18 protein-coding genes are annotated in these 26,375 nt (G+C 50.7%); 13 read left to right on the top strand and 5 right to left on the bottom strand.

Translation table 11 applies throughout. The features are described from left to right. The first annotated feature begins 50 nt into the window (after positions 1-50). The 11 genes from ABLV17_RS24745 to ABLV17_RS24695 all read left to right on the top strand — a co-directional run bounded on the left by ABLV17_RS24745 (position 51) and on the right by ABLV17_RS24695 (position 11,236). The gene (locus ABLV17_RS24745; protein ID WP_337071912.1) at positions 51-317 is read left to right on the top strand and encodes a hypothetical protein; all 267 of its coding nucleotides are present in this window, start codon (positions 51-53) and stop codon (positions 315-317) included. A gap of 66 nt (positions 318-383) precedes the next feature. Next, positions 384-1,055, top strand: a complete 672-nt coding sequence (locus tag ABLV17_RS24740) for a hypothetical protein (protein WP_113373695.1) — start codon at positions 384-386, stop codon at positions 1,053-1,055. A 60-nt stretch (positions 1,056-1,115) separates the two neighbouring features. Further along, the gene (locus ABLV17_RS24735; RefSeq protein WP_337071911.1) at positions 1,116-1,547 is read left to right on the top strand and encodes a zinc ribbon domain-containing protein; all 432 of its coding nucleotides are present in this window, start codon (positions 1,116-1,118) and stop codon (positions 1,545-1,547) included. Positions 1,548-1,618: 71 nt separating this feature from the next. Beyond that, on the top strand, positions 1,619-4,321 hold the full coding sequence (locus tag ABLV17_RS24730; RefSeq protein WP_348854748.1) for a phage tail length tape measure family protein: 2,703 nt from the start codon (positions 1,619-1,621) through the stop codon (positions 4,319-4,321). Position 4,322: 1 nt separating this feature from the next. Then, positions 4,323-4,796, top strand: a complete 474-nt coding sequence (locus tag ABLV17_RS24725; RefSeq protein ID WP_113373151.1) for a hypothetical protein — start codon at positions 4,323-4,325, stop codon at positions 4,794-4,796. After that, positions 4,783-5,265: a DUF1833 family protein gene (locus ABLV17_RS24720; RefSeq protein WP_113373152.1), complete on the top strand. Its 483-nt coding sequence runs from the start codon at positions 4,783-4,785 to the stop codon at positions 5,263-5,265. The genes ABLV17_RS24725 and ABLV17_RS24720 overlap by 14 nt, the downstream gene beginning before the upstream one ends. 9 nt (positions 5,266-5,274) lie before the next feature. Then, on the top strand, positions 5,275-5,655 hold the full coding sequence (locus ABLV17_RS24715) for a nitrite transporter (protein WP_113373153.1): 381 nt from the start codon (positions 5,275-5,277) through the stop codon (positions 5,653-5,655). Then, a complete protein-coding gene (locus ABLV17_RS24710) occupies positions 5,652-8,699 on the top strand; it encodes a host specificity factor TipJ family phage tail protein (RefSeq protein ID WP_337071909.1) in 3,048 nt (1,015 codons plus the stop codon). The genes ABLV17_RS24715 and ABLV17_RS24710 overlap by 4 nt, the downstream gene beginning before the upstream one ends. Before the next feature lie 76 nt (positions 8,700-8,775). Continuing rightward, entirely contained in the window at positions 8,776-10,146 is a 1,371-nt protein-coding gene (locus tag ABLV17_RS24705) for a GDSL-type esterase/lipase family protein (protein WP_348854747.1), read from the top strand. A gap of 38 nt (positions 10,147-10,184) precedes the next feature. Beyond that, positions 10,185-10,541, top strand: a complete 357-nt coding sequence (locus ABLV17_RS24700) for a hypothetical protein (RefSeq protein ID WP_348854746.1) — start codon at positions 10,185-10,187, stop codon at positions 10,539-10,541. Then, complete coding sequence (locus ABLV17_RS24695) at positions 10,538-11,236, top strand: LamG-like jellyroll fold domain-containing protein (protein ID WP_320482701.1); 699 nt, start codon at positions 10,538-10,540, stop codon at positions 11,234-11,236. The genes ABLV17_RS24700 and ABLV17_RS24695 overlap by 4 nt, the downstream gene beginning before the upstream one ends. Before the next feature lie 112 nt (positions 11,237-11,348). Here the strand turns inward: ABLV17_RS24695 and ABLV17_RS24690 are convergent, their stop codons facing one another. Both ABLV17_RS24690 and ABLV17_RS24685 read right to left on the bottom strand, forming a co-directional pair. Next, entirely contained in the window at positions 11,349-12,245 is an 897-nt protein-coding gene (locus tag ABLV17_RS24690) for a hypothetical protein (RefSeq protein ID WP_320482700.1), read from the bottom strand. After that, positions 12,245-14,536: a hypothetical protein gene (locus tag ABLV17_RS24685; protein WP_337071908.1), complete on the bottom strand. Its 2,292-nt coding sequence runs from the start codon at positions 14,534-14,536 to the stop codon at positions 12,245-12,247. The genes ABLV17_RS24690 and ABLV17_RS24685 overlap by 1 nt, the downstream gene beginning before the upstream one ends. Before the next feature lie 91 nt (positions 14,537-14,627). On the opposite strand from ABLV17_RS24685, the gene ABLV17_RS24680 reads away from it, so the two are divergent. Further along, on the top strand, positions 14,628-15,200 hold the full coding sequence (locus ABLV17_RS24680) for a recombinase family protein (protein WP_224108436.1): 573 nt from the start codon (positions 14,628-14,630) through the stop codon (positions 15,198-15,200). A 431-nt stretch (positions 15,201-15,631) separates the two neighbouring features. On the opposite strand, the gene lpxP is transcribed toward ABLV17_RS24680, so the two are convergent. Next, positions 15,632-16,540: a kdo(2)-lipid IV(A) palmitoleoyltransferase gene (lpxP, locus tag ABLV17_RS24675; RefSeq protein ID WP_047053427.1), complete on the bottom strand. Its 909-nt coding sequence runs from the start codon at positions 16,538-16,540 to the stop codon at positions 15,632-15,634. 200 nt (positions 16,541-16,740) lie between these two features. Then, positions 16,741-17,013 (bottom strand): hypothetical protein, encoded by a 273-nt coding sequence (locus tag ABLV17_RS24670; protein ID WP_348854745.1) that lies wholly within the window; start codon positions 17,011-17,013, stop codon positions 16,741-16,743. A 409-nt stretch (positions 17,014-17,422) separates the two neighbouring features. Here ABLV17_RS24670 and ABLV17_RS24665 point away from each other — a divergent pair, with 409 nt between their 5' ends. Next, positions 17,423-17,656, top strand: a complete 234-nt coding sequence (locus ABLV17_RS24665; RefSeq protein WP_004132711.1) for a hypothetical protein — start codon at positions 17,423-17,425, stop codon at positions 17,654-17,656. 19 nt (positions 17,657-17,675) lie between these two features. Here the strand turns inward: ABLV17_RS24665 and ABLV17_RS24660 are convergent, their stop codons facing one another. Further along, entirely contained in the window at positions 17,676-26,258 is an 8,583-nt protein-coding gene (locus ABLV17_RS24660; protein WP_320482703.1) for a glucoamylase family protein, read from the bottom strand. Between the last annotated feature and the right edge of the window lie 117 nt (positions 26,259-26,375).

Below are 26,375 nucleotides of genomic sequence, written 5' to 3'. Positions count from 1 at the left end.
AGGAGTTCGGGGGCGAAAGGGGAGATAAGGCAAAATGGCGCCGGGAGCAATTGAACCTTCCGCCGATTCCTGAGCCAGAAATTGATCCAGTAACAGGGGAGATCCTCAATGCCTATGCCATGATATCGCGCAGCAGAAAATATGCTGGCATGGCCGGAGTACCGCTCCCTTTATCCCTGAATGATATTGAGCTATATCTGGCATCGCGAACCATCCTGATTGACCGCACCGAGTTTGACGCCGCTATCCTGGCGCTCGACGATGCGTGGCGTGACGAGTGGGCAGCGGAGCAGAAAAGACAGGCAAAAGTGAAATAGTCATATCATTGTCTGTCTGCATCCATGTGTTAGGATTTTTCCGATTGTAATCATAGGAAGCATGGAATGAATAAAATATTGGCAGTGGCATTGGGGGCTGTTTTACTGACGGGGTGTACTTCGCCTAAGTACAACTATGCACCAACAACGCAAAGTTTAAGTGAACCGCCAGTAGGTTCCGTAAACACATCGTATGTTGGAGACTCTCTGTTATCTCAAGGAATTTTAGCAAAATATGAAGGGATAAAAGTTACTGCTCCTGCCAGGGTTTCATGGGCTTATACTGTAACGCCAGGGAATCTAAAAAAAGTCGGTCAGGATGGCAAATCCGAGTTCTATATGCCTACAGGCATGGCCGATTCAGCAAATGTTCAGAAAGCTGCGTTGGCTGACATGTGGCAGGCATTAATGGTTAAAGATGGCACCAAAACACTCTGTGTGATTACCGTCTTCTCAGTATCAACATGTGAAGACAACATGCCTATTGAAAAAACTAACCTGAACATTAGTTCTTCTAATAATTTTCAGCAGACACTGCTGTATAACGGGCGTGTTGGTAACAAAATCAACATAGGCTACCGTGAGTCGTCATCTGATATGGCTAGACCAGCTTTCAACAACGATGTTGAATATGACTTATCTGAATCTAAAGTTATAGGTTATAAAGGTGCCAAAATTGAAGTTCTTGAAGCTACCAACCAGAGCATCCGATACAAAGTAATTAGTAACTTTAGATAATCTTTGTTGTGATTATTCATGCCCATTTGGGGGAGGCTTTTTAACTAATGGGGTAGGCAAGTGAAGATTATTGGTTATATAGCGATTGCAATAGGGTTGATCTTTGCTGTATCCGCGTTGTTCATGGATGTGACAGTAGCGACAAGCGGTGGTTACAGGGTTAACAATCTTGGATTAATGTCATCGCGCCAAAATTACATGATATTTGGAGGGTTCGTAGCCATCGCAGGTATCATCATCGCTCTGGTGGGAGATAAGCTAAAAGGGTCCGAAACTTCAGTTAAATGCCCTTACTGCGCAGAATTAATAAATCCTGAGGCGGTGAAGTGTAAGCATTGCGGGAGTGATGTAACCCCTTTGAAGACAATAGTTAACACTGACGATGCTGGGGACAGTGATAGGCTGGCTGACGTTAATGTAAAGTTAATCGCGGGGATTGTGCTGGCGGTCTTTGCGGCGATTATCGGCGCAATAATGTTTTACCGTCAATGAATTAAAAGCCTAACAGTTTTAAAGCTCTAACCTCGCTTCGGCGGGGTTTTTTATTGCCCGGAGATCGCTAAATGACAGAACAAACCTCACGCCTCGCAATCATTATCGACAGCTCTGGGGCAGAAAAGCAGGCCGATAATCTCGCAACTGCATTGGTTAAAATGACCCAAGCTGGAGACCGTGCATCTACGAGCGCTGGCAAGGTGACAAAGGCTACGGACGAAGAAAAGCAGGCTCTATCTGAACTTCTCGATCGTATTGACCCGGTGAATGCCGCCCTGAATAAGCTGGACAAACAACAACAGGATTTGGTGAAATTCAAATCCGAAGGGATGGTAGATACAGATACATTTGAGCTTTATTCAAAGCGAATCGAAGAGACTCGTAACAAATTAACCGGCTTTAGTGACGACTTGAAAAAAACTGGGCAGTCTGCCGCCCAGACAGCTTTTGCAATGCGCATGATCCCCGCTCAGATGACGGACATCGTAGTCGGACTCTCTACAGGCCAGTCCCCTTTTATGGTGCTTATGCAGCAGGGCGGGCAGTTAAAAGATATGTTCGGTGGAATTATTCCTGCGATTAAAGGTGTATCCACCTACGTAATGGGGTTGGTAAATCCATATACCGTAGCTGCGGGGGCAGTTGGCCTCCTTACTTATGCTGTTTACCAAAATCGGCTGGAGATTGAAGCAGCAACGAAAATTGCTACAACATCGCTTGGTGCTAACGGTGATGCTGCCGAACGCCTTGCGCTTAACATGGTTGCGATATCCGATAAGACGGGGCTGGCTATTGAAGAAGTTCGCAATATGTTTATTACGACCAATGACGGTGCCAGCGAGGCAGTAAATAAATTAATTGATGTCGGATATAGCTACGATGAAGCACGACAAAAAATTTCTCAATATAAGGATTCAGCTAATTTTACGGCTCTGAATGCTGATATTGACATGCATCGTCGAGAGATACTGAAAATTGGCGACTCCTGGACGGCAGCGGCAATAAAGGTAAAAAACTATTACACAGCTGCAGACAAAGGTAAGCAGGCTGTTGCTCTTGGTGGCGCAATAGACCCCACGATGAGATTTATTGGACAGGCCATTGACCTACAATCAACGATGAATGTCCTGACTATTGAGGGTAATAAAGCTGTTGCAGAGTCTGTTGATTGGATTAATAAGGAGTATTTGGCGGCTGACAGAGTCGCTGGCGCCGAAGCAAGGCTAAAGGAAGCGAGGGCGCAATCAAGAAAAATAGCTTTCTCAGGGAACAAAGAGGCGATTGAACAAGCTAATGCGCTCATTGCCGTTCGTGAAAAGGAATTGGATCAGGCCAAACAACAGGGAAATGAAAAACCTAAGAAAGAGATAAAAGGTAAAACATTTACAGAGGACGCAGCGACTCGGCTTCTTGAGCAGATACATCAGCAGACTGCCGCGATGCAGTCACAATTGGATGCCAGCGATAAACTTAATAGCGCTACGCAGGCACGGGTTAAGTTCGAGCAGCAGATCGCAGACCTCAAGTCTAAAACTCAGCTAACCGCCGACCAGAAGTCGATTCTTTCCCGTTCTGACGAAATATTGCAGGCTTATAAGCAGCAGGAGGCTTTGCAGAATTCAGTTAAGACGCTGGATGATTACAGGAAAATGCAGGAGCAAATTGCACCAAAGGAATTGCGCCAAAATGGGACGCTGCAAAAACGTCTAGAAATTCTTCAAAAGATGGTTGAGCTGAAGAAACTGACGCCGGAGACTGCTGGGAAGCAGGCAAGTGACCTGATTAGTAAATCGGTCCTGCCTGATTCCGTTATATCAGGTGTGAACAAGGCCGGTGGTACGCTGACCTCTGGAGCAACCAATAGCGACCTGTCAGGACAGGGAATGAACATGATAGGGCTGCAAATTGATCCGCAGCTGGAGGTTATCGAAAAGCTGAAGCAAGCCCAGACTGATTATGCTACCTGGCTGAACCAGCAGCAGCAGGCGATCACACAAAATACTTTACTGAATGAGCAGCAGAAGCAGCAGCAATTGCTGGCTCTCCAACAGCAAGGACAACAGAACCAGCAAGCACTAAGCACCGCAGTTTATGCCGCACAGATGCAATCAGCGCAAAATTCTTTCTCCAGTATCACCGATTCGATGGGGGCGATGTTCGGCGAGCAATCCGTAATGTATAAAGCGGCATTTGTTACGCAAAAAGCTTTTGCGCTTGCTCAGGCGGCTGTTCAATTGCCAATGGCAATGGCGCAGGCGCTTTCAAGCCAGCCATTCCCATACAACTTAGCAGCGATGGCTACTGTTGCAGGTCTCATGGCTACAATAACGTCCAGCATCTCCAGTGCTGCCGCCGTCGGCTTTGCTTCTGGTGGATATACTGGCTCAGGCGGAAAGTATCAGCCGGCAGGTATTGTCCATAAAGGGGAATATGTCTTCGATCAGGAGTCCACAAATCGAATCGGCGTGTCGCAGCTTGAGGCGTTACGGAACGGCAAGCCGCTTGATGCGACATTGGGGCGTTCGGGGTTTGGGACTGGCGTTCAGAACGTTAGCAGCGACAACAGCCGGCGAACCACTGTTCATGCGCCGATTACCCAAGAGTTTAACCTTCAGGGGGTCACGCCTGAGCAACTTAATTCTACGCTCAACCAGAATAACAGACAGCTTACCAGACAGTTGAAAGGGGAGCTTACGAAGGAGGTCATGATGCCACAGGGCGATTTTGGCCGCGCTTTAAAGAGTCGCTACGTGAGGGGGTATAAGGAATAACATGGCAGATATCCTCTACCCACATGACTATCTCCCAATGCCGCTGCAGGAAGGCTATGGGTTCCAGCCAGTCAGCCCTTTGAAACGAACTCAACTCACTACTGGCCGCGCGCGACAACGCAGGGCGTATACCTCGACTCCTACGCAAGCGACTGTATCCTGGTTTATGGAGAGCAATGTTCAGGGGCTCACGTTTGAATCGTGGTACCGTGATGCGCTCTCTGATGGTGCGGCCTGGTTTATGATGAAGTTGCAAACCCCCGCAGGCATAAAATTCTACAAATGTCGTTTTACGGATATCTATCAGGGGCCAGTGCTGGTGGCTCCTATCTACTGGCGGTATTCGGCGACGCTGGAGTTATGGGAACGTCCACTATTGCCTTCGCCGTGGGGTAACTACCCCGAGTGGATCGCAGGTAGTTCACTGCTTGATATCGCATTAAACAGGGAGTGGCCAAAGCATGACGGTGCTTAACCGGCTTTATGCCAGTAGCGGATCGGAAGTCATCATTGAAACGCTACAAATCAATATCGGTTCGACGGTGCATTATTTCTGCAAGGGCTACGACGATATTACAGCGACGACCGAAAATGGCGCTGTTTTAACCTTTTCAGCCGCAGCTATCGATATCGCCATCCCGGCCAGAAACAGTGACGGTACACAGGATTTGCAGTTCGCTGTCAGCAACATAAAAGGGGAGGTGAGTACGGCGATTCGCGATGCCCTGGCAGCGAGACAAGATGGCTCTATGACCTATAGGCAATATGTCTCAACAGATCTTAATGCTCCGGCTTCAGTGCCGTATACGCTCGCTATCAAATCGGGCTCATGGACGGCGCTGCAGGCACAAATTACCGCTGGCTATATGAACGTTCTCGATACGGCCTGGCCACGCTATCGCTACACACTTAATGATTTTCCCGCTCTTCGCTACATGAATTGAGGTTTCTCCATGTTCAATCCTGATAAATACCTTTCGGTCACCTGGCTGAAGGGCGGACGCTCTTTTCCCAAACTCGACTGTTTTGGCATTGTGAATGAGATACGCCGTGACCTTGGCCTACCTGAATGGCCTGACTTTGCAGGTGTGACCAAAGACGGCGGCGGCCTTGATAAAGAAGCCCGAAAACTGATGTTAAAGCTTGAGCGTTGTGAGCCATGCGTCGGCGCTGGCGTGGCGTGTTATTCTGGAACAATGGTCACCCATGTGGGGATTGTCGTTGAGCTGAATGGGTTGCTGCAGGTGGCCGAATGCAACCCCGGATCAAACGTTTCTTTTATGCCGATCTGGAAATTTAAACGGCGATTTATCAAGGTGGAATTCTGGCGATGACGATCCGCATTTATCCCTCCCGGCTCCCCGGCGAACCGCTGGAAACCCATCAGCATGCGCGAACGACTCTGCATGAATGGATGAAAACCAACGTAGAACATTACTCTCTTGAGCAACAGCATCCAGTAACGGTTGAAATTAATGGCTCTCCAGTTCCGCCAGAGAAATGGCCTTATTACCCATTAACGCCGGATAGTGATGTCAGAATATATCCAACTCCCTACGGCACTGGCGCTGAAATAGCTGCCTGGGCGGCGATATCTGTCGCTGTGGCGTCTGCTGCCTACTCGGTATATATGATGTCCACAATGGACAAAGGCGGCGGAAATTCATCCTCAAATGGGTTAGGGCTCGATTTAAACCCGGCAAAAGCGAACACGGCAAAACTTGGCGATCCTATTCGGGAATTGTTCGGACGTGCGCGGGTTTATCCGGATTATGTTGTTCAGGCGGTAAGTCGTTTTAACCCTGATGATCCAACCAGAATGACGGTTGAAATGATGATTTGTGTGAGCCGCGGGAATGTTGCTTTTACAAACGGCGATATCAGGATTGGCTCAACGCCTGTTTCGGCTCTTGGCGGTTCATTTTCTTATACGCTTTATCCGCCAGGGGCTAATGTTGCTGGCGATCGTCGCAGCGAAAACTGGTTTAACTCCACCGAGGTGGGCGGAACGTCCAGCGGCAGTGGCCTTGATATGGCGCAGACGGCGCCGGACTCATCCGATATTACCGCCGACAGCATGACCGTTTCAGGATCGTCGGTTTCGTTCACCGGGCTGAGTGATGGTGATGATGATAATTCACTGCCCGAGTCCTGGGTGGAGGGGGCGCTGGTGACTATTATCGCGCCGACCAATTACCTGATCTCTTCTTCATCGGGTTACAGCGTTCTGTTCAGTGACACGCTGACTGAGATTAATCCCTATGCCGGCATGCCCGTTACGCTGGAAATTAACGGGGCGGAATATGATCTCTTTATCGCTACGTTCACGCCCAAACAGGATGCTGTTCCAGGTGTGGGGGGGGCGGCTGCTTCTTTGCGTGCAAGTGCAGCACCAACAACCTATGATTTTTCGACTAACAGCCAGACGTTTAATCTGACCTGGCAGGCGACAACTTATACCGTTTCGCTTATCGCCAACTACGGCAATATGTCTGGCCTGCTGGCGGCAATCAATGAAGCGATCGCCGGGTCTAACCTGGTCGCGCAGGATGATGGCGGGGTTGTTCGCATCGTTGAGAAGTCCAGTCCGTGGCTGGGTGGCAGTATTACCGCCTCATCACTCCCGGCTTCTGTATTCGGGGATAACCCGACGTTTACAGATGGAACCGCATCCAGCGGCGGCAGCCCGGCGATCACCGCCAATGTCACCCTTGCTTATGGCAGCGGAACCGGCGCGGCATTCTCCGGCGTTCCTGAAGGAACTCAGCGATTATCACTTGCGCACCGCGGTAATGAATATCGTATCGCCTCAGCAGACGGTACGACCGCAACGGTTCAGCGTATGGTGAATGGTGCCATTGATGCAACCTGGCCTGGCTTTTCACCCAGGACAATGATCGATTACCAGGCGACAGGGATTAACGACAGCAATACGTGGATGGGGCCATTCCTGGCTTGTCCTGATAATGAGGTGGTTGATGCCTTTGAGGTCAACGTTTCTTTCCCTAGTGGGTTATGTGGATTTGATAACAAAGGGAAAAAACGCGTCCGTCATACCGGGGTGGATATTCAGTACCGGACATATGGAAGTGGCGGCGGCTGGCAGACCGCATCATTCCAGTATGAAAACAAAAACGTTAATGCCCTGGGTTATACGCACAGAATCACGCTAAACACTCCTGCGCTGGTTGAAGTCCGGATGCGCCGCCAGAACGAGCAGGGCAGCAATAATGCGCGTGACTCGATGTACTGGCAGTCGTTACGTGGCCGTTTGCTTAACCGTCCTGCCTCTTACGCCGGCGTTACGCTAATGGGTGTGACGGTCGAGACCGGGGGCAAACTGGCGGCGCAGTCTGACAGGCGCGTAAACGTTGTGGCCACGCGTATTTATGATACCGGCGCACCACGGCGAATCTCCAGCGCGCTGTTTCATGTCGGTAATTCTCTTGGCCTGGCGATGGATACCGAAGCCATTAACACCCTTGAGGCAACCTACTGGACACCGAAAAATGAGTATTTCGACTTCGCGACAGGCGACAGTGTCTCCGCGCTGGAAATGCTGCAGAAGATCACCACGGCGGGGAAATCATATTTCTTGCTGAGTGACGGACTCGCATCTGTAGGCAGGGAAGGGATTAAAAACTGGTCCGGCATTATCAGCCCGCATGAAATGACCGAAGAGTTACAGACCACCTTTTCGGCGCCGTCTGCCGATGATTACGATGGTGTGGATGTCACCTATATCAATGGCACGACGTGGTCAGAAGAAACGGTGCAATGCCGGACTCCGGATAACCCCACACCGAGGAAAATTGAGAGTTATACCCTCGATGGGGTGCTTGACCCGAACCGTGCCTATCAAATCGGCATGCGCCGCCTGATGAAATACCTGTATCAGCGGCTGGGGCATAACACGACGACAGAACTGGATGCGCTGGTCTATCAGTATGGCGATCGCATTTTGCTGACTGACGATATTCCGGGGAATAAAACGGTAAGTAGCCTGGTTATGGATATGGCCACATCTGGCGGTCAGACGGTATTTACCGTCTCTGAGCCGCTGGACTGGTCCTTTGAAAACCCGCGCGCAATTCTGCGTTACCAGGATGGTTCTGCCTCCGGGCTGCTGGTGGCCACTTTTGTCGGGGATTATCAGTTGTCCGTTCCGTGGCAGGCTGCTTTTGATGAAATTCTTCTGAACGATCCGAGCATTGAGCCACCGCGGCTGGTGTTCTGCAGCTCAACGCGAAGTGTCTATGATGCCATTTTTGAGGAGATAGCCCCGCAGGCCGACGGAACCTGCCAGGTAACGACAAGACAATACAGCGACGTTTTCTACCAGTACGACGACGCCATCTATCCCGGCAACATCTCTTAAAACCAAAAATTTCCCCAATTAACTTTCTTTCGCTCAAACCCTCGTTTGAGCGAAGCCTCTTTTTGGAGCAAAAAACATGGCCTTTAATCCGCCGCTGGGGAGTACCTCTCCCGCTGTGTTGCTCGATAACGCCACGCGCCTGGATAGGCTGGTCAACGGACAGCCGACGACCGTTCCCGACCGCGCCGGTGATCCGCTTTATTCGTGGCGGGGTATCCATCAGAACCTGATCCCACTGAGCCGTCAGTACATGACAATTGAGGCTGCGCAGGCTGATATTGCAAACATTATGCAGGGAAGCACAACGTTCATACGCAGCCAGGATAACGATTATCTTGCCTATGAAATAATGAACGTTAACGGCATCCTGCAACCGACTGGACGGAAACAGGCCTCTCAGGAATTCATTGATATGGTCCATAACTTTGCGCGCGCGACAGATATGCGAACGCGCGGAATAAACACCGTGAGTCGTAAAAAAAGGCCATTGGATATTCTGACCCGGCAAGGCCGTCGGTTATTCTCAATCAATGAAAATGGTGAGAAAGAGTTACCAGGCAAATCCTTTGCTGATTACCTGAATATCTTGCGATCTCTTCTCGTCGGAACCTCATCAATTCGTCGGGCCAGAGCAGGCTATTTATTTAATCTGGTCATTGGAGGATTCAGGGTTCTGGCTGTTCGCGACGACGGCAACGCCACGCTTGAGTATCGAGGAATCCCGCTGGAAACCCACCAGGGGCTTTTGCAAAACACGTTCGGCGGGTTCGGGGATTCATTAACGGCGAATGGGCTGGATGGTAATGCTTATAACGCCAGGTCATGGCAGGTATGGGCATCATTGTTCAGCAACGGGCAGCTGCAGTATGTTGGCCAGTGGGCTACCGGCGGCTATACCACTGCCGATATGATCCGCGTCCACTTACAGCCAGCCATTGAAGCAAAGCCCAGATTCATTACCTTCCTGGGTGGTCGTAACGATGTTATTCAGAAAGATAGTGCCGGGAACTTTAAATTCACCATTGCAACAGTCACCAGCAATATTCGGTACATCCTCACCCAGTTTCGAAAGAATGGCATTATCCCGGTGGTGTGTAGCATGGCGGCACAGAACAACAGCGATCCGGCGCTGAAAGCCAGAGAAAACGCGATAAACGCTTTTACCCGCGCGTATGCAATTGAGCAGGGATTTCCGTTCGTTGATATGCGGTCAGTCACTGTTGATCCTGAAACCGACGGCTGGAAGGCGGGCTATAACGGCAAACTTCAGGATGGCTCTCCTGACCCATCACACCCTGCGCCACTCGGTGCTTTTCATATGGGTAAAGCACTGGAGGAAGCGCTGGCACCTTTCATGATGCCGGTTTATCCGCAGATGGCCATCTCCAACCCGTCACGTCAGGAGGACCAAATGCCATTATCAACCCACTCTTTCTCGATATTGTGAATGGTCTGCCGTCAGGATGGGTTGTTGAAAGCGGAACCGTGTCATTAACCACTGATCCTGATGTCGTTGGTAACGTTCTGGTGGTGACTGGCGCCGGGAATACCAGCGCGCGCGTGTCACAGACTATCCCGGTTACGCCCGGTGAGCGCCGGAAATTCAGTTTCAGAGTGAAATTTGATGTAGATGAAAACGCGGCAACCGCCTGCTTTCTCGAAGCCAACGGAGCCAATATTGCCGGAATTCGCCCCTGGAACCATTCGACGGACGGATTCAGAACGTTCAGTTATGACGTGGTGATCCCGGAGGGGATGTCCGAAATGAAATTGACCATTGTAGCGAATGGAGCCATTACCAGCGTGGGCCAGATGGGATTATTAAAACAGGAGGAAGTATGATTCTTGTATGTGATGGCGTGGTAAATGCCGACGATCTGGAACTGGCCGAGCCTGAAATGATTCTGAATGACAGCGCCAGCATCGCGACTTACGGGATGCATGACCAGTATGATTCAAGCGGCAACGGGTATGATCTGGTTACCGGCAATGAGTTTACTGAGCTGGGGATGCGTACCGTCGCAGACAGTGCGCACGGTGCAAATACGGGGATCATTGAATCCGATGAAATGACGTTTGCGCTGTGTATCAATATGAATCAGCCCACCGTGTCGGGCCGTCTGTTCTCCAACTTATTTCCTGGTATCGCCCCGTTTGGTGGTCTGCAGCTGCGAATTGAAGCCGCTGGCACGCTCATTTTACAGGTGGCTACGGGGAATAGTGTTGAGTCGACTGTTCAGGTGAGCCACGGTGGCGCAGTAGGTGGATGGACACGCTTCACCGTATCGGTATCAAATACAGAAGCGTCTATCACCCGCGCAAGTGGAGAAAAACGTTCTTCTGCTATCACAGTTAGAAAGAAATCGACACTTCCGTTGATCCTGAATGGTGGCCAGAGCCCGGAACAGAACATGGGGCTTCCCGGCATAATGGGGATATTCGCTGTCTATAATCGCGTGCTGACCGATGCAGAGCAAACAGATGTTCGTAGTAAAATGAAAACTATCATGGCTATGCGAGGCGTGGTAGTGAACTAGAACAGATCTACATACTCTCATGAGCTAAATCCACCCGGTAACTCTTGCATACGGTTACCGGGTTGGTTTCATCTTGAGTGCATCCAGAAATATAAAATGAAAGCGAATTTCTTTACATTCCAATTCTAGACGTCAGTACCCCATCAGCTTCAGAAGCCGTATGCAGTTGAAGTACATCCCTGAACGTTCCTTCACATCCGACACTTCCGCTTCCTACGATACCTATAACAAGCTGGAACTGACGTCCTCTCAGGTCCGCAAGCGATCCCGTGACGGAACTGGCAGTCATGGAAAGTTTACCTCTCTCGTAACCTTCAACTTTGCCGGCAGCAACTTTAAATAACCCGGCTGCGGGTACGTAATCCTCATAGTGATTTGAATTAACCAGTACAGCACCGCCATTTCCTGCAGGCCATCCCGAATCACGGGTACCAAAACGCCAGGATTCTGCAGTCGTTTCATTGTTGATTATCATTGTCCGCATATAAGCCATTGCCAGACCATTTACAGCATAACCAAGCGTTAAACCATTGCCATCCGTTCTGTTGGTATCGCTAATACATCCAGCGATAAGGTAGCTTGATGATTTTTGTACCGTGATTTCCCCGCGGCTCAGTAGCCTGTTCCCACCGGCAGAGGAGATACGAACGTTAACCGAGCGTGATGTCGGGTTGTATAACATCTGTTCAGGCGGTACGCCATTAGCAACCGCAAGAAGATCGCCATTTCCCCCGGTCAGGTTATAGATTGTCTGCACATTTCCACTTCCATCGGTTTTGATACCAAAAGCGGGAGTGACAGAAACGGCTGTTCGCTCATACATGCCATTCAGCAATAAAAAGCGAAAACGCTCAAGACAGCCAGCCTCGTCAGGAATATGACCACCATCAGCAGTTATGCGTGCTTTATAGTTTTGAAAAAGGACTGCGGGATCAAGGATTGAGGAAGAAAGGTCCAGAGCGGCTCGCGCGCCGGAATAGACTTTACCTGTATTAATTGCAGCAACCATTATATTTCTCCAGTGAGGGGAAGACGATCCAGACATAACCAGTTATACAGAGGGAAAGGTGCGCCATTGAGCGTCACCCAACGTGACACGGTCTGTGAAGAATCCCTGAAACAGGTAAGCGGATACAGATTTCCATTGGTATGTGGTGTGGTATTGGTAAATCCGATTAACAGGACGTCATCAGGTGCGGGAGGCTGGTTCAGTTCAACGTGAATTGTGTTCCCATTGATAACAGAAACAGCCTGTACCGTGGCTGAGTTTTTCTCCAGGCTTATCCCGTAGTTCGGACAGTTGGCAATAAAATCTGTATCGATGATCAGTGGCGGAAAGGGAACATCACAGGCAAGCTCTAAAAGGTTTCCTGATAATGTAATATCCCTGACTTTACATCCCGTCCATGTTCCTTTCTTTTCGGTATCGTACAGATGCCAGTAGATTGCCTGCGCGGTATATTCACCCTGTAACACCTTGCCTTTTGCATTGATGTGGCTGAGTGACCCGTCGCTATATAGCCAGTTAAGCGGGTATTTTGGCCCGTACATGATTGCCGTATTCGGATTCTGACGGACATAAGTCAGCTGATCCACCGCGGGGATAGAGTAAGGCTGAACGATTACCGGGTCACCCTGGGCATTACCGGCTTCATCCACTGGCTGTGACCTTGTATAAAAGCGGCTTCCCACCTGACCGATGATGACAGCGAAATCAGTCGTCTGTCCGGAAATAGCCTTGAAATCAGACTGGAGACCGGAGAAATAGGTGTTTGCTTTGGTAAGGTAATCACCAGGTAAAAGATTGTCGCCATTATCGGAGTCTGTTTCACCGTGCTCAAACGTCAGAAACCGGAATGTATACGGCTTACCAACACCATCAGCGGCATCTTTACCCATCTGCACAAATTTCTGCCCGTTCTGATATGGGATTGTCCCTTTGCTGATTTGTTTAAATGAACGACCACCTGCTGCAAAAGGCGCATGAATAAATATGGTATTTCCTACCCCCTTATTCATCAGGACATCGTACATAGGTAAAATATTACCCTGCCGGTACGATGGATAATTCATATCGTTCAATGTGGATACGTCATCCTCATTCACCGCCTGTATATTTTTACCTTCAGGCCGTCCGTTCATCCCGGCCAATAACCGCCCGCGATAAATGGGATTACGATTAACAATATTCTGTCCGACATGATCCGCTTCCATGTTCAGAGACTGTCCACTTGAACCGCCTCCCTGAATTTCAGGTGCATCAAGCGGCATTTCACGTATTGACGGTACATACATCACCCCGGAACCAGATACTGCCTCTCCGCCAGGTAGATAACTGAAAACGAAACCGGAAGGCGTCAGTTTTTGCGTAGTCAGTACGGGACATTCTGACCAGACCACCTCTCCGCGCCATGCTGCTGCTGGTACACCGCCCACGGTTTTGATGGTCGCCAGTGATTCGCCAAGATTGTCCTGTAACGGGCCATCAATACCGGGAATATGGACCCCGCCATCATCATCTATTGCAAAAATGGCGGTTTTTAAATCGGCTGCAAAAACGACATGCTGGAAGCCAATAATGGTGCGGGAAAAGTTAGTGGAACATAGCGCGTTAAGCCTGTCCTGAAGAACATCATCAGTGCCGACAATACGTATATCACCATTGTCATTAATAGTCAGAAGACCATCAACGCCGTTTTGAGCCACAATGACATGTTGTAATCCCTGATAAAGATTTGCCTGTTGTTTGGGGATTAGCTGCTCAACATAATCCTGCAATGATGATTTAAGACCTGCGAGCCATAGCCCGAAATCGTTATCCAGTGCAAGCGCTGTTGCCGATGGCCCCTGTAACCCGGTTAAAATCCATTGCCACTCATCTGAGCTGTATTGTGACAGAATTGCTGTTTTTAGCTTAAGAGAAGCGATTTGTGCAGAAAGCTCTGCGGTGAATTGATCGATACCTGCAACGAATGCCTGTGAAGGCATCCTACGCCCGGTAGGTGCTAGTGCTCCTCCGCTGTTGATAACCTCGATAGCCAGTGCGCTATCATCCGGGCTGCGGTAATACGTGGTTGAGCCTTCGGGGATATTGGCAATATCCGCCTGAGCATCAGCCAGCGTCATATACTGCTTGCTCAGCGGAATAAGGTTCTGATGGATACCCCGCCACGAATAAAGCGGATCACCGGCGCGGTCGGGAACGGTCGTCGGCTGTCCGTTGACCAGCCTATCCAGGCGCGTGGCGTTATCGAGCAACACAGCGGGAGAGGTACTCCCCAGCGGCGGATTAAAGGCCATGTTTTTTGCTCCAAAAAGAGGCTTCGCTCAAACGAGGGTTTGAGCGAAAGCCCTGAGCTTTTTACAATCAGCTATTTCAAAGGGTTATATGATGCTGATTGGTTACGCCAGGGTGTCTACCGGGGATCAGAATCTCGATTTACAGAAAAACGCACTGATTCGAGCAGAATGTGAGCTGGTTTTTGAAGATATGGCCAGCGGGAAAAATGCCCGGCGACCTGGTTTAAAGCGTGCGTTACGCAGACTCAAACCGGGTGATGTGCTGGTGGTCTGGAAACTGGATCGGCTCGGGCGCAGCGTGCGCGACCTGATCACACTGGTATCGGAGCTGCAGGCGCGCGGAGTGAATTTCCGCAGCCTGACTGACTCGATCGACACGTCGACGCCTGCCGGCCGTTTCTTCTTTCATGTCATGAGTGCGTTGGCTGAAATGGAGCGAGAATTGATCGTCGAGCGCACACGCGCAGGTTTAGCTGCGGCGAGGGAGCAGGGAAGAGTTGGCGGACGTCGCCGGATAATGACTAGCGACGCTGTGGAGCATTGTCGTCGAATGCTCGCAAACGGAGCTACCCGACAGCAGGCCGCAGATGTGATTGGGGTTGGGGTAAAGACGATTTACAAATATTTCCCTGTAGCTGGCGTAGGGAATTTTGAGAATCAGTAATCGTCAGGGATGTTGGAGATACCGCCCCACACGATAATCAGGCCAAGTATAGTCATGGCAAATAAGGTTACAGATACGCCTGAGATGATTAAAAATGTCATATAGTTCCTTGAGGTGTGTGTTGTCATTCATTAGACAGCAGGAACTGTAGAAGGTTGTGAGCTTTACAAATTTCTGGCAATCGTTTTTTGGTTAAGTAAACGGCCAATGGCTATATGTAAGAGTTAGTTGGGAACCACCAAGTACTTACTCGGGAACCTCTTGGTAAAGAATTGCAGGGATAATCGGAGATAGTTTGAAGACTACTAAGATATTTCCCCGGAAAACATTGCCTCATCCTTATAAACTTAAGGATTTCAACGTGGTAAAGCCTGCTGCTATTACAAAGTAGCCAGCAAGATAGATTCATGGTACATGACAAGTAGAATGGTTCATTTATATAAAGAGGCTTCTCCTTCAGGACGCGTTTTGAATCTGCGATGCATCCACAGGTATTGCTCAGGGGCTCGGAGAATTTCATGCTCGATGATCTTATTCATATAACCCGCTGCGGCGACCTTGTCTTCCCCTGGATAGCCTGACAACGGATTGCTGATATACATGCGATAACCTTTTTTATCGCTACGTCGAATCATGCTAAGTGTGATCAGTTGTGCACCTGCGAGTTTTGACAGAGCATATGTTCCGTTCGTTGAGGCTGCTTTTTTTACCGAGAAAAAAGGTGCAAAAACGCTTCCCTTAGGCCCATAATCCTGATCTGGTGCAAACCACACGGCTTCACCAGCTTTCAATGCATGAACAAAACCAGATAAATTACGCCTATTAATCATCGCCTTATTTGAACGCATACGACCTTTTGTCTGTACCCATTCCATTAATAGATTATTGTGTGGGCGATACGTAGCCATCATAGGATGGCATAAACCCATTACTCTTCCACACAACTCAAGGGACATAAAATGAATCCCGACAACCATTACCCCTCTGGTCGCACCGGTCAGGTTTTCAAGCCCTTCGACATCAAACCATTTTTTGACTCTCGCATCACTCCAGAACCAGGCCATTCCTGTTTCCATCAGTCCCAGTCCGAGAGAAACAAAGTTTTTCTTGACCATCTGGTTTCGGGCAAACGGTGTCATTCCTGGAAAGCAGAGTTCGATATTTCTAATCGCAATTCCTTCCCGACGTTTCAGAAAGGGTCTGGATATTTTTCCAAGACCAGAGCCCAGAATATGTAAAACCGGGTAAGGAAGCTGAACGAGAAGCCACAGCAGACCCAAACCAGTCCAGGTAAGCCAGTAGCGGGGATGGAGTAAATTATAAGTAAAAGTCTGTGACATAAATTTCCTTAATGCTAATGGAGTTATAACGCAAAAGGGAAATGCTGAGAAAATTCGTCTTTAGCGATACTCATTCTTTTAGACAGTTTGAATTCGTATAAATTCAGAAGAAACAATTTCAATTACTGGCAACAGTTTTTGAATAGTCAGGGATACATTGTAAATCAGCAAAGTTATGCTGTTATAACTTCATGGGTTTTTCATTGATATTCAAGAGATTGTCTTCTGGATTCATCATCATCAAGGTACTCAAAAGAAAGAAGGCGAATTTTGGTAAGTTTATAAAACCACTCACAATCGTTTCGTTGAATAATTTCGCCTGGTTTGAAACATATCCCGGATGCCACCCGGATAATGGCATATTTACCATTACTAAACCTGACCCGGTGAATACAGAAAGGTTGGCCAGCCTGCCCGTGACAGCTGTTCGACAGGATACGTCCTTCAATAAAAACAGATTTTTTAGATTTCATTATCATACCCTCGACAACTGCAGTACAGGAGGAACGTTGTCATTTTCCGACATCACTGACGTTAAGTGGCAGAAGCTGATCAGCCGCCGATACACCAGCATTCTGAAGGTCTGAACAACAGTCCGCAGGCAGGGCACTCAAGAACCGCATCTTTTCTTAGCTTACCTGCTTTCTGATCAGCTCTGTGTGCGCATACCGGGCAGGCAACATGAACCGGTCTTTCTTTAAAATATCTGAGCCCTTTTGTATAAGACATAAATGATTCTCTGAGGAATACAGTAATTATTATACGCTTTGATATAAAAATAACTGGCATAAGTTATGTTAAGTTGTGTCTGAATCAGGATGTAAGATATTGAAAATTGAACGTCTGATTTATGATACACTATCCTTCCGTGAGAAATTTATGATGAAATCAGAAGACACCCTTGACTGGTATCCGGCACAACTACCGCCTGTGAAAATTATTCTTGGTGAAGCCGTGCTGGCTGTGGGTAAACAGGGCAGACCGATTAATACCCGCACCTTGCTGGAATACCTTCAGGTCATGCAGGACAAACAAAAAAGGCGGGATGACAAAATCGCCATGCAGACTGCGATTGATGTTCTCAGGGATAATCAGCGCATTAACGGCAGACGTTAATGCACCTCCGGGATCAGTGTCAGTTCTGAATGATCTCAACCGTATGGTTTTGTCCATCATCCTTCAGCAGTATTCTGTCATCAGGGAGGAGAACACCATCCAGCGTCACGGAATATTCTGCATCGCCGCGTGAGACACTAATCTGATAGTGGCTTTCACCATACTGATAAGCAATAGAAAAAGACGGCCACGCATCCGGTAATAGGGCATGAACACTAAAGTCAGTGCCGGTGCGTTTTATCCCCAGTAATTCCTCGGTAAGTAAACGCCAGGCCCAGCCTGCAGAACCGGTGTACCAGCTCCAGCCTGCACGACCAGTATGGGGAGCTACGCTGTAGACATCAGCACTCATGACATAAGGTTCAGCTTTATAAATCCCGACAGAGCCCGCATTGAGAGTATGATTTACAGGGTTGAGCATTGACCAGAGTTGCCAGGCACGTTTGGCATTCCCCATCCGGGCAAATGCCATCACGGCCCAGATGGCGCCATGAGTATACTGCCCTCCGTTTTCCCGCACACCGGGCAGGTACCCCTGTATGTAGCCCGGATTTGGACCGTGTCCGTCGAAAGGAGGCGTTAACAGTTTGATCAGCCCGCCTTTGTTATCCACAAGGTGCTTATCCAGCGCCTGCAGGGCCTTTGCGCACCGTCCCGGGCTCGCGGCGCCGGACAATACAGACCAGCTCTGCGCAATCGCATCAATCCGGCAGTCCTGTGAGGTTTTCGATCCCAGGGGAGTACCATCGTCAAAATACCCGCGCCGGTACCATTCCCCATCCCAGGCGTGGGCTTCGAGATTGCTTTGCAGGCGCAGAGCCTGTGAATGGCACATCGCGGCGACGCTTTCATCCAGCCTGCGCTCCGCCAGCGCTGCAAACCGCTGCAAAATGTCGTACAGGAAGAAGCCCAGCCAGACGCTTTCACCTTTGCCTTCGATACCCACCCGGTTCATCCCGTCATTCCAGTCACCAGCCCCCATCAGCGGCAGGCCATGCTCCCCGAAGCGAAGTCCATAGTGAATAGCTTTGACGCAGTGTAACCAGAGTGTCTCTTCGGTGCCGCTGATGACCGGCGTGTCATAGACAGACTCTTCACCAGGCTGAAGCGAGCGTCCCTCCAGATAAGGAATGCGTATTTCCAGTGCATCCATATCCCCCGTCGTTTCAACATAGTGGCAAACAGCAAGCGGCAGCCAAAGATAGTCATCGGAACAGCGGGTACGCACACCGTTGCCGTGTGGCGGGTGCCACCAGTGCTGCACATCCCCCTCGATAAACTGCCGTGATGCACAGAGTATTATCTGTTCACGCATCCGGTCCGGAGCAGCGTGGCTCAGAGCCAGCGTATCCTGCAGCTGATCGCGAAAACCAAATGCACCGCCAGACTGATAGTAGCCACTCCGGGCCATAAGACGGCAGGCGACTGTCTGATACAACAGCCAGCCATTAACCAGTAAATTTACGGACGTGTCGGGGGTGTTAACTACGATTTTATCGAGAACATTGTGCCAGTGATTATGAATCCGGTTCAGCTCCTGGCGGACCGTATCCTCGTTCATGTAGCGGGCCAGCGTCTCCTGAGCACAAACATCATTCTCCTCTGCGCCGAGGATAAAAATAAACGTCCTCTGGTCCCCGTCAATTAATGTAACCGCCGATTGCACCGCTCCGCAGGGATCCAGACCGGCCCCCGTCTTACCAGAAAGCTTTTGCAGTTTCATAGCCGAAGGGGCGTGAAGGGAACCATTACGGCCAATAAACTCCCGGCGGTCCCCTGTCAGAGAACAGTCATTACCGCTGACGGCAAAAAATGTAGTTCGGCCGCCACCATTATCACCATAAAAGTTATTCGCAAGTATCCCGCAGCCGCCGGGCGTTCTGGCCACATGTGTCACAATGTGAGGGGCTGAGCGCGTTCGTGTTTCTCCGAGCGTCCACTCTACATAGCCTGTGACGGAAAGTTGACGTGTCCGTCCCGAAGAGTTACTGAGCGTCAGGAGCACCAGTTTAACCGGATCTTCTTCAGCAACCAGGACCGTCAACTCGCTGTCTATACCACTCTCACGATGGGCAAAAACGCTGTAGCCAAAACCATGGCGGGTCAGGTAATCACCGTGTCCGCGAACAGGTAAAGCCGTCGGCGACCAGCACTCCCCGCTCTCTTCATCGCGCAGGTAAAATGCCTCGCCGCTGCGATCGCTCACCGGATCGTTCTCCCACGGCGTCAACCGGTATTCATGGGCATTCTCATACCAGGTATAGGCCTGCCCTGCCTCTGAGATCACACTGCCAAAACGAGAATTTGCCAGTATGTTCGACCAGGGAGCCGGTGTAAGCGCATTTTCCCGAAGGACGATCTGATACTCCCGCCCATCCTGAGAAAATCCACCGTACCCATTGAAATGGCATAACTGACTGGTATCAGGGCTCCAGTCCGTATGTTGATTACGCTCGCGCACAGCACGCGGAATGAATGCCCTTGCCGGCGATTTCAGGGTATGAATACGCTGGTTAAGCTGCTCATTAATCCCCCCTGCGCGGTCATCAAGATAAAGACAGGCCACGCTCATCAAAAGCAACTTATCCTCAGCGGAGAGATGCTCACCGTTGCGGACAAAAAGCCCGCCCTTTTTATCCAGCAGACTGGCTTCAGACCCGGCATAAATTAACTCCATAATCTGATTTTGTAATCCCTGCTGGTAGCCGCCGGGGCTGTTATTCAGGATAACTAAATCAACATCCAGCCCTTTCTGTCTCCAGTAACGGTGTGCCTGAATCAGTGTGGTCACTGAGGTGATACCTTCCTCGCTGGTTATACTCAGCAGCACTATCGGCAGATCCCCTGAAATTCCCCAGCCCCACAGTCCGGACTGGCCACGCCGGTTGCGGCCGATCGCCTGGCCTTCGGCGCGCAGCTCCTGGACAGGGTAAAGCACAGCGCTGGCGAGACTATTGAACAACGTGGCATCATCTTCACTGGCGTTCATCTGGCGCAATACCACCAGACTGTGAGACCAGGCCAGTTCAAAGACGCGATCGGCGATAGGGTAATCGCGATATTTCTCCAGCAACGCCAGGCTCTGCTGACGGGTCTCGCTGATGCCATAAATGATATCAATCGTAACCGGCTGCCCCGGCTGCAGAATAATGGCGTTGCGAATTGCCAGTATCGGATCCAGCACCGAGCCCGACGTGTTGCCTAGCATCCCTCCCGTCTCTATTGCCTGTGCATTCGCAGGGTTTCTGCCACGTCCAATAAACCTTGCCCTGTCCGTTTCAAACGACACGTTATGTCGGTTATCGCCGTGCACCACCATCATGTGAAACAGGCAAGGGCCCGGTTCATCCGGTGAGCGCGGGCGCCGGTGGCAAAGAATAGCGTCACGCTCAGGAGCCAGCTCAGTCTGAATAAACAAATTGCTGAATGCCGGGTGTGCCAGATCGCTGGCATCAGGTGCCAGTACCACTTCAGCATAGGTCGTCAGCTCCAGAGAGCGAGGCTTGCGACCACGATGAATCAGTGTGAGCCGTCGCAATTCAACATCATCCTCCGGAGAGATCACCACCTGAGTTTTGACGCTGAGTCCCCCTAAGCTGCGTCTGAATTCTGCCCCCGCATCGGTGAACAACACTTCCTCGTCTTGTCCGCTGGTGTAGCCTGTTGGTTGCCAGGTATTGCTCCACACATCTCCCGTCTGGGTATCGCGGATGTAGCAGAAAGCTCCCCAGTTATCACGGGTGGTATCACTGCGCCAGCGCGTTAGTGCAATATCATTCCAGCGACTGTAACCGCCGCCGCCCGCGGTCAACATCAGATGATAATGGCCGTTGGACAGGAGTTGAATATCCGGGGCGGGGGTATCCACGCTATAGAAAATACGGGGTTCATAGCGAACGGGTTTGACCATGCCCTCATGAGATTCAAAATGACGGCGCGGACTGTACAGATCGACCGCATCCGGCACGCGCTCCTGTAACAGCAGACTCGCTGACCGGAATACCGTACTGGACATAAAGCGTTCAGTCATGGGGGCATCAAGCAGCACATGAGCCAGCGCCTGAAATGCCATACCCTGGTGATGCGCCATCCAGGACTGTACCACCGCATAGAGCTGACCGGTTGCAAGACGTGAGGGGGTATAGTCCAGCGCTTCATAAAAACCGTATTCTCCGCATGCACCATTTTTTTGCAGCCTGAACAGGTTCTCACAAGCTTTCTGCGGGGAAACCATCAGCGCCAGCAGCGTGGCGTAAGGAGCGACAACCATGTCATCGGCAAGTCCCCTGCGTAGACCGAGCCCCGGTACGCCAAATGCCTGATACTGATAATTATGCTGAACATCAAAAGCATGATAGCCAGACTCTGAAACACCCCATGGTACCCCGCGTTCTTTCCCCCAGTGAATCTGGCGCATAACCGCCGACTGACTCATTTCATCGAGCAGGCTGCCGGGCCAGGTGGGCATCACCAGATTCGGCATCAGATATTCAAACATGGATCCGCTCCATGACATCAGGGCCGTTTCATTATCAATCGTGGTAAACAATCGACCCAGTGCGTACCAGCTTTTAAGAGGTAGCTGATTAGTCGCAATGGCAAGAAAACTGGTCAGGCGGATTTCAGACGGCAGGAGATCGTAGTGGCTCTTGTCAGGCGTATTCGTGTCACAGTTATAACCGACGCTGAGCAGACTGGTTGCTTCACTGTACAGAAAGGCGAAATCCATCCGGGCATGCTCATCCAGCCGCTGTTCCAGCTCGGTGATAATATTGAGTCGCATTCGGGCCTGCTCCGCCACTGACGCCGGAGGCGTTTCTGTACCGGTTAATGTCGGACGGGCAAGCTCGCTCAGCGTCGGCAGCGTCTGCTCATTCCAGGATACAGGTAACCAGCCAAGCAACAGAGACCACTCATGGCAAAGCTGAACCAGTTGATGCTCCAGATGTCCTGCCCAGCGCATCTGAAGAGGTGACCCCTGATGGCATAACATGGTCAGATGGTTGCACTGGGTGCGCATGTTTTTCAGTTCGCTGATAAACGCCTGCGGAGAGAGCGACACCGCATTCAGGCAATGCTTGCGCAGCAGTCTCAGGCTGTCAGGTGGGTTCTTACCCCACTGTTTTTCCAGAATATCCAGCGTATCGTTCAGTCCTGCCAGTATCTGTTGGCTGCTTAAAACAGGCTGATGACGCATGGCGGACAGCCCTGCACGCAGCGTCAACAAATGCCCGGCCATGTTGCCGCTGTCGACGCTGGAGATATAGCGTGGACTGAGGGGGGCCAGCGTACGGGTGTCATACCAGTTGTACAGATGGCCCCGGTAGTGCTCCATTTTATCCAGCGTGTCGAGTGTGAGCGACACGCGCCGGAGCACCTCTCCGCCGGGCAGGTAGCCAAAGTCCCATGCCGTCAGGTTAGCCATTAGTGAAAGACCAATATTGGTAGGAGAAGTTCGGTGTGCCACCGTCGGTTGTGGTATTTCCTGATAATTATCAGGCGGAAGCCAGTTCTCTTTTTCTGTGGCAAAGGTTTCAAAAAATGCCCAGATTTCACGGCTTGTCTGGCGTAACAGCTGTTTTTGTTCCTGACCTGGCGAAAAAACCTTACGCACGGGCTGACGACTCAGCCAGCTCATCAGCAACGGCGCCACACACCATACCAAACCGATCGGTAACACAATCCCCAGCAGCTGGGGGGCCAATTTTCCGGTCAGAATTATCAGCGTCACGCCACCGGCAACATTCAGCCACATCGCCTGATAAAAACGTGCAACAGTGGATCTGGCCTGATTGCTGTCCTGGCTGTGGCTGACCCACTGGCTGAGGTGACGCCTGCTTATCCCCAGTCGCCATAGCGTCACGGCGATCGCTTTCAGCGAATATCCGGCTTCGTGTGGCAGTATCGCAAAATTAAGACCGATACCTGACAGACGCTTCAGCGCGCCCGCCATTACAAGTAACAGATGCGGCTTCAGGCGACGGCGCAGAGGTTTATTGAGAAGGTCATGGGTGATGCAGAGGAGGGCTGGCAACAGCCAAATCAGTGACAGTATGCACAGCCAGTAAACCGGATTGGGAACCCAAAGCAGGGTGAAGTAGAGCAATACCACTAAAGAGGGGGCGACCAGGCTGCGACGCAGATTGTCGAGTAATTTCCAGTAAGAAAGCGCGGTCAGTGGATTCCGGGTACGGGTTCCATCGGCTTTTCTGACGTGTGGTTTCAGCCAGTTAAGCAGTTGCCAGTCACCCCGGATCCAGCGTGAACGGCGTGCAACGTCCGACAGATAATTATTAGGGTACTGTTCGTAGAGTAACACCTCACTCAGCAGACCCGAGCGCGCATAGCACCCTTCGAGGAGATCATGGCTGAGAACCAGATTTTCCGGGCAGGTATTGGCAGTGGCCTGCATAAAAATGTCAACATCGTAAATCCCTTTGCCCACGAACGACCCTTCCCCAAAGAGATCCTGATAGATATCCGAAGACATCATAGAATAGGGGTTATTACCCGGTATGCTGCTGCGCAGGGCGGCGTAACGCCCCTGACCGTTACGTGGTATCTCCTCAGCAAGACCGGGTTGTAAAATACCAAATCCTTTGACCACCCTCTGGCGTACCGGATCATACTCTGGCGTATTCAACGGATGGGCCATCGCCGCGACCAGTTTGTGAGCCGTATCGCGCGGTAACACCGTATCACTGTCCAGGGTAATGACGTATTTTATGTGACCCGGTAAAAGGTGGGCAGGCATGTCTGCAACGCTGACGAATTGCGTTCCGGGATGGCGCAACCAGCTGTTCAGTAACGCCAGTTTTCCCCGCTTGCGTTCATAGCCCATCCACGCTCCTTCCGAGGGGTTCCATTCAGGCTGACGATGTAACAGATAAAAACGTGGTCGGCCGGAGGGGTAGCGGCGATTCAGCACCTGCGTATCAGCGATAGCCTGTCTGAGCAGCGCGTGACTTTCCGGCGAGGGTTCATTTTCAGAATCTGCAAAATCAGTGAGCAGCGCGAACCTGAGATTTTCGTTTTCATTCCCCAACCAACAGACTTCAAGACAGGAGAGGAGCTGGCTGAAACTTTCGTGGCTGGTCAGCATGCAGGGGATGACGATCATGGTGGCACTGTCAGCGGGAATGCCGGTTGAAAAATCCATCCCCGGCAAGGGGCGAGGAACGCGAAAACGGGTGGTTGCGTCACTGAGTAAATCACTCATTAACTGAGTTAAAGCGATAACCAGAGGTAATATCACCGCGATTAACAACCAACCTGCGCCCTGCATGGCAGTTTCGTGCAATATTGCCGCGGTCGCTGCGGTTGTCAACAACGCCAGGCTACCAAGCCATGACAGCAGGGTTATTCTGTTGAAACTGTGCCGCAAGCGTATGAGTCTTGAGGTGTCTGCCAGGAGATGTATATCCAGTGCCTGTCGACCTTCGCCGGCGAGATAATAACCAACATGATGTTCCGGTGTATTGGGGGCTTTTCCCTCTGAAAGCGCCAGCACCCTGTCAGCAACCTCAGGCTCGCTGAGCCCACTGTCTCTGGCCAGGACCTCAACTATGTGCCGGTAATGATCCCGGGTATTGAAGTGCATCCGGGGATAGATACCGGCAGGATCATTGCTTAATACCTGTTCGACGACGCTTATCGTTTCGGCGAAATCAGCCCAGTCCGTTTCACCCAGTAATCGCAGACCTGCGATGCTGTTACTGACAGACAGCTGGCTGGCGGCAAGCTGTTGATTGAAGTTATTTATGAGAATGTCAGTAGTGACTCCCTGTTCCCGAAGGCACTGATCAACCCAGGTAAGAGGTAACGACAGCGCGTTGCCGTGACCCTGCAGACGCCGCACCAGTTCTGCGACAAACGCGCTGGATAACGGAGGACGGGAGCGCGCCAAATCGGCAACCACCATAATTAAATCACCAGGCGCACTCTCTGCACATTCGAAAATCCTGGTTATCCACGTATCTGCCAGGTTTCTGTCCTGTTGCGCTTTTATCACTTCCATACTGATACGACGAAGATTTTCAATCAGCGCCAGTCGAAGCATTCCCGGTAATGCCCAGACTTCACCCAGCGTCAGCGGCGTCACCTGTTGATAGGCAGCGAGATAGCTGGTCAGACTGGTGGCATCCCAGCGGCCATCACCGTGAGCAATGGCCTCTGATGCGATATGATAAATTCTTGGGCAATTCAGCGGCGACATCAGCGACGGGAGACCTTTACCAAAACTTTTCGGCAAGTGCTGGCGGACGGTACGGATTTGTTCCTCAATCAGATAATAATTGTCCAGCAACCACTCCCCGGCGGGCATGATACTGGTCTTTTTACCTGCATTAAGCTCATAGCAGTTTTGGGTGATAACGGCCTCATTGTCGCCAAGCCGTTTCAGAAGATAATAGGGATGTTTATCCGGTGATACTTTATGGGTCCGCGCCAGCTTCTGACCATAGCGTTCCATCTGGGCAGTCGAAAAGAGTTCTGACCGCGGAGTGCTTTCGCTTGCAGGATCGTTCGCCGAAAACGTTACGTTTTCGGCAGCATTCACCGGAATACGGGAGCGGTTAAACCACGCTCTGGGGTTCATTTTCATAGCATTGCTCTGATGCGACATTAGCGCGCAGGAGCAGTTGCGAAATCAGTTCAGAAACGTTCTCTCAGGATGGGCGTAAGGCATCAGGGATTTAACAGCTGCTGGGATTTAACTTAA

The sequence above is a fragment of the Klebsiella sp. CN_Kp091 genome (assembly GCF_040065095.1).
Classification (GTDB): Bacteria; Pseudomonadota; Gammaproteobacteria; order Enterobacterales; family Enterobacteriaceae; genus Klebsiella; species Klebsiella aerogenes.
The sequence above is the reverse complement of the archived record's forward strand: the minus strand, read 5'-3'. Positions and strand labels throughout refer to the sequence as shown.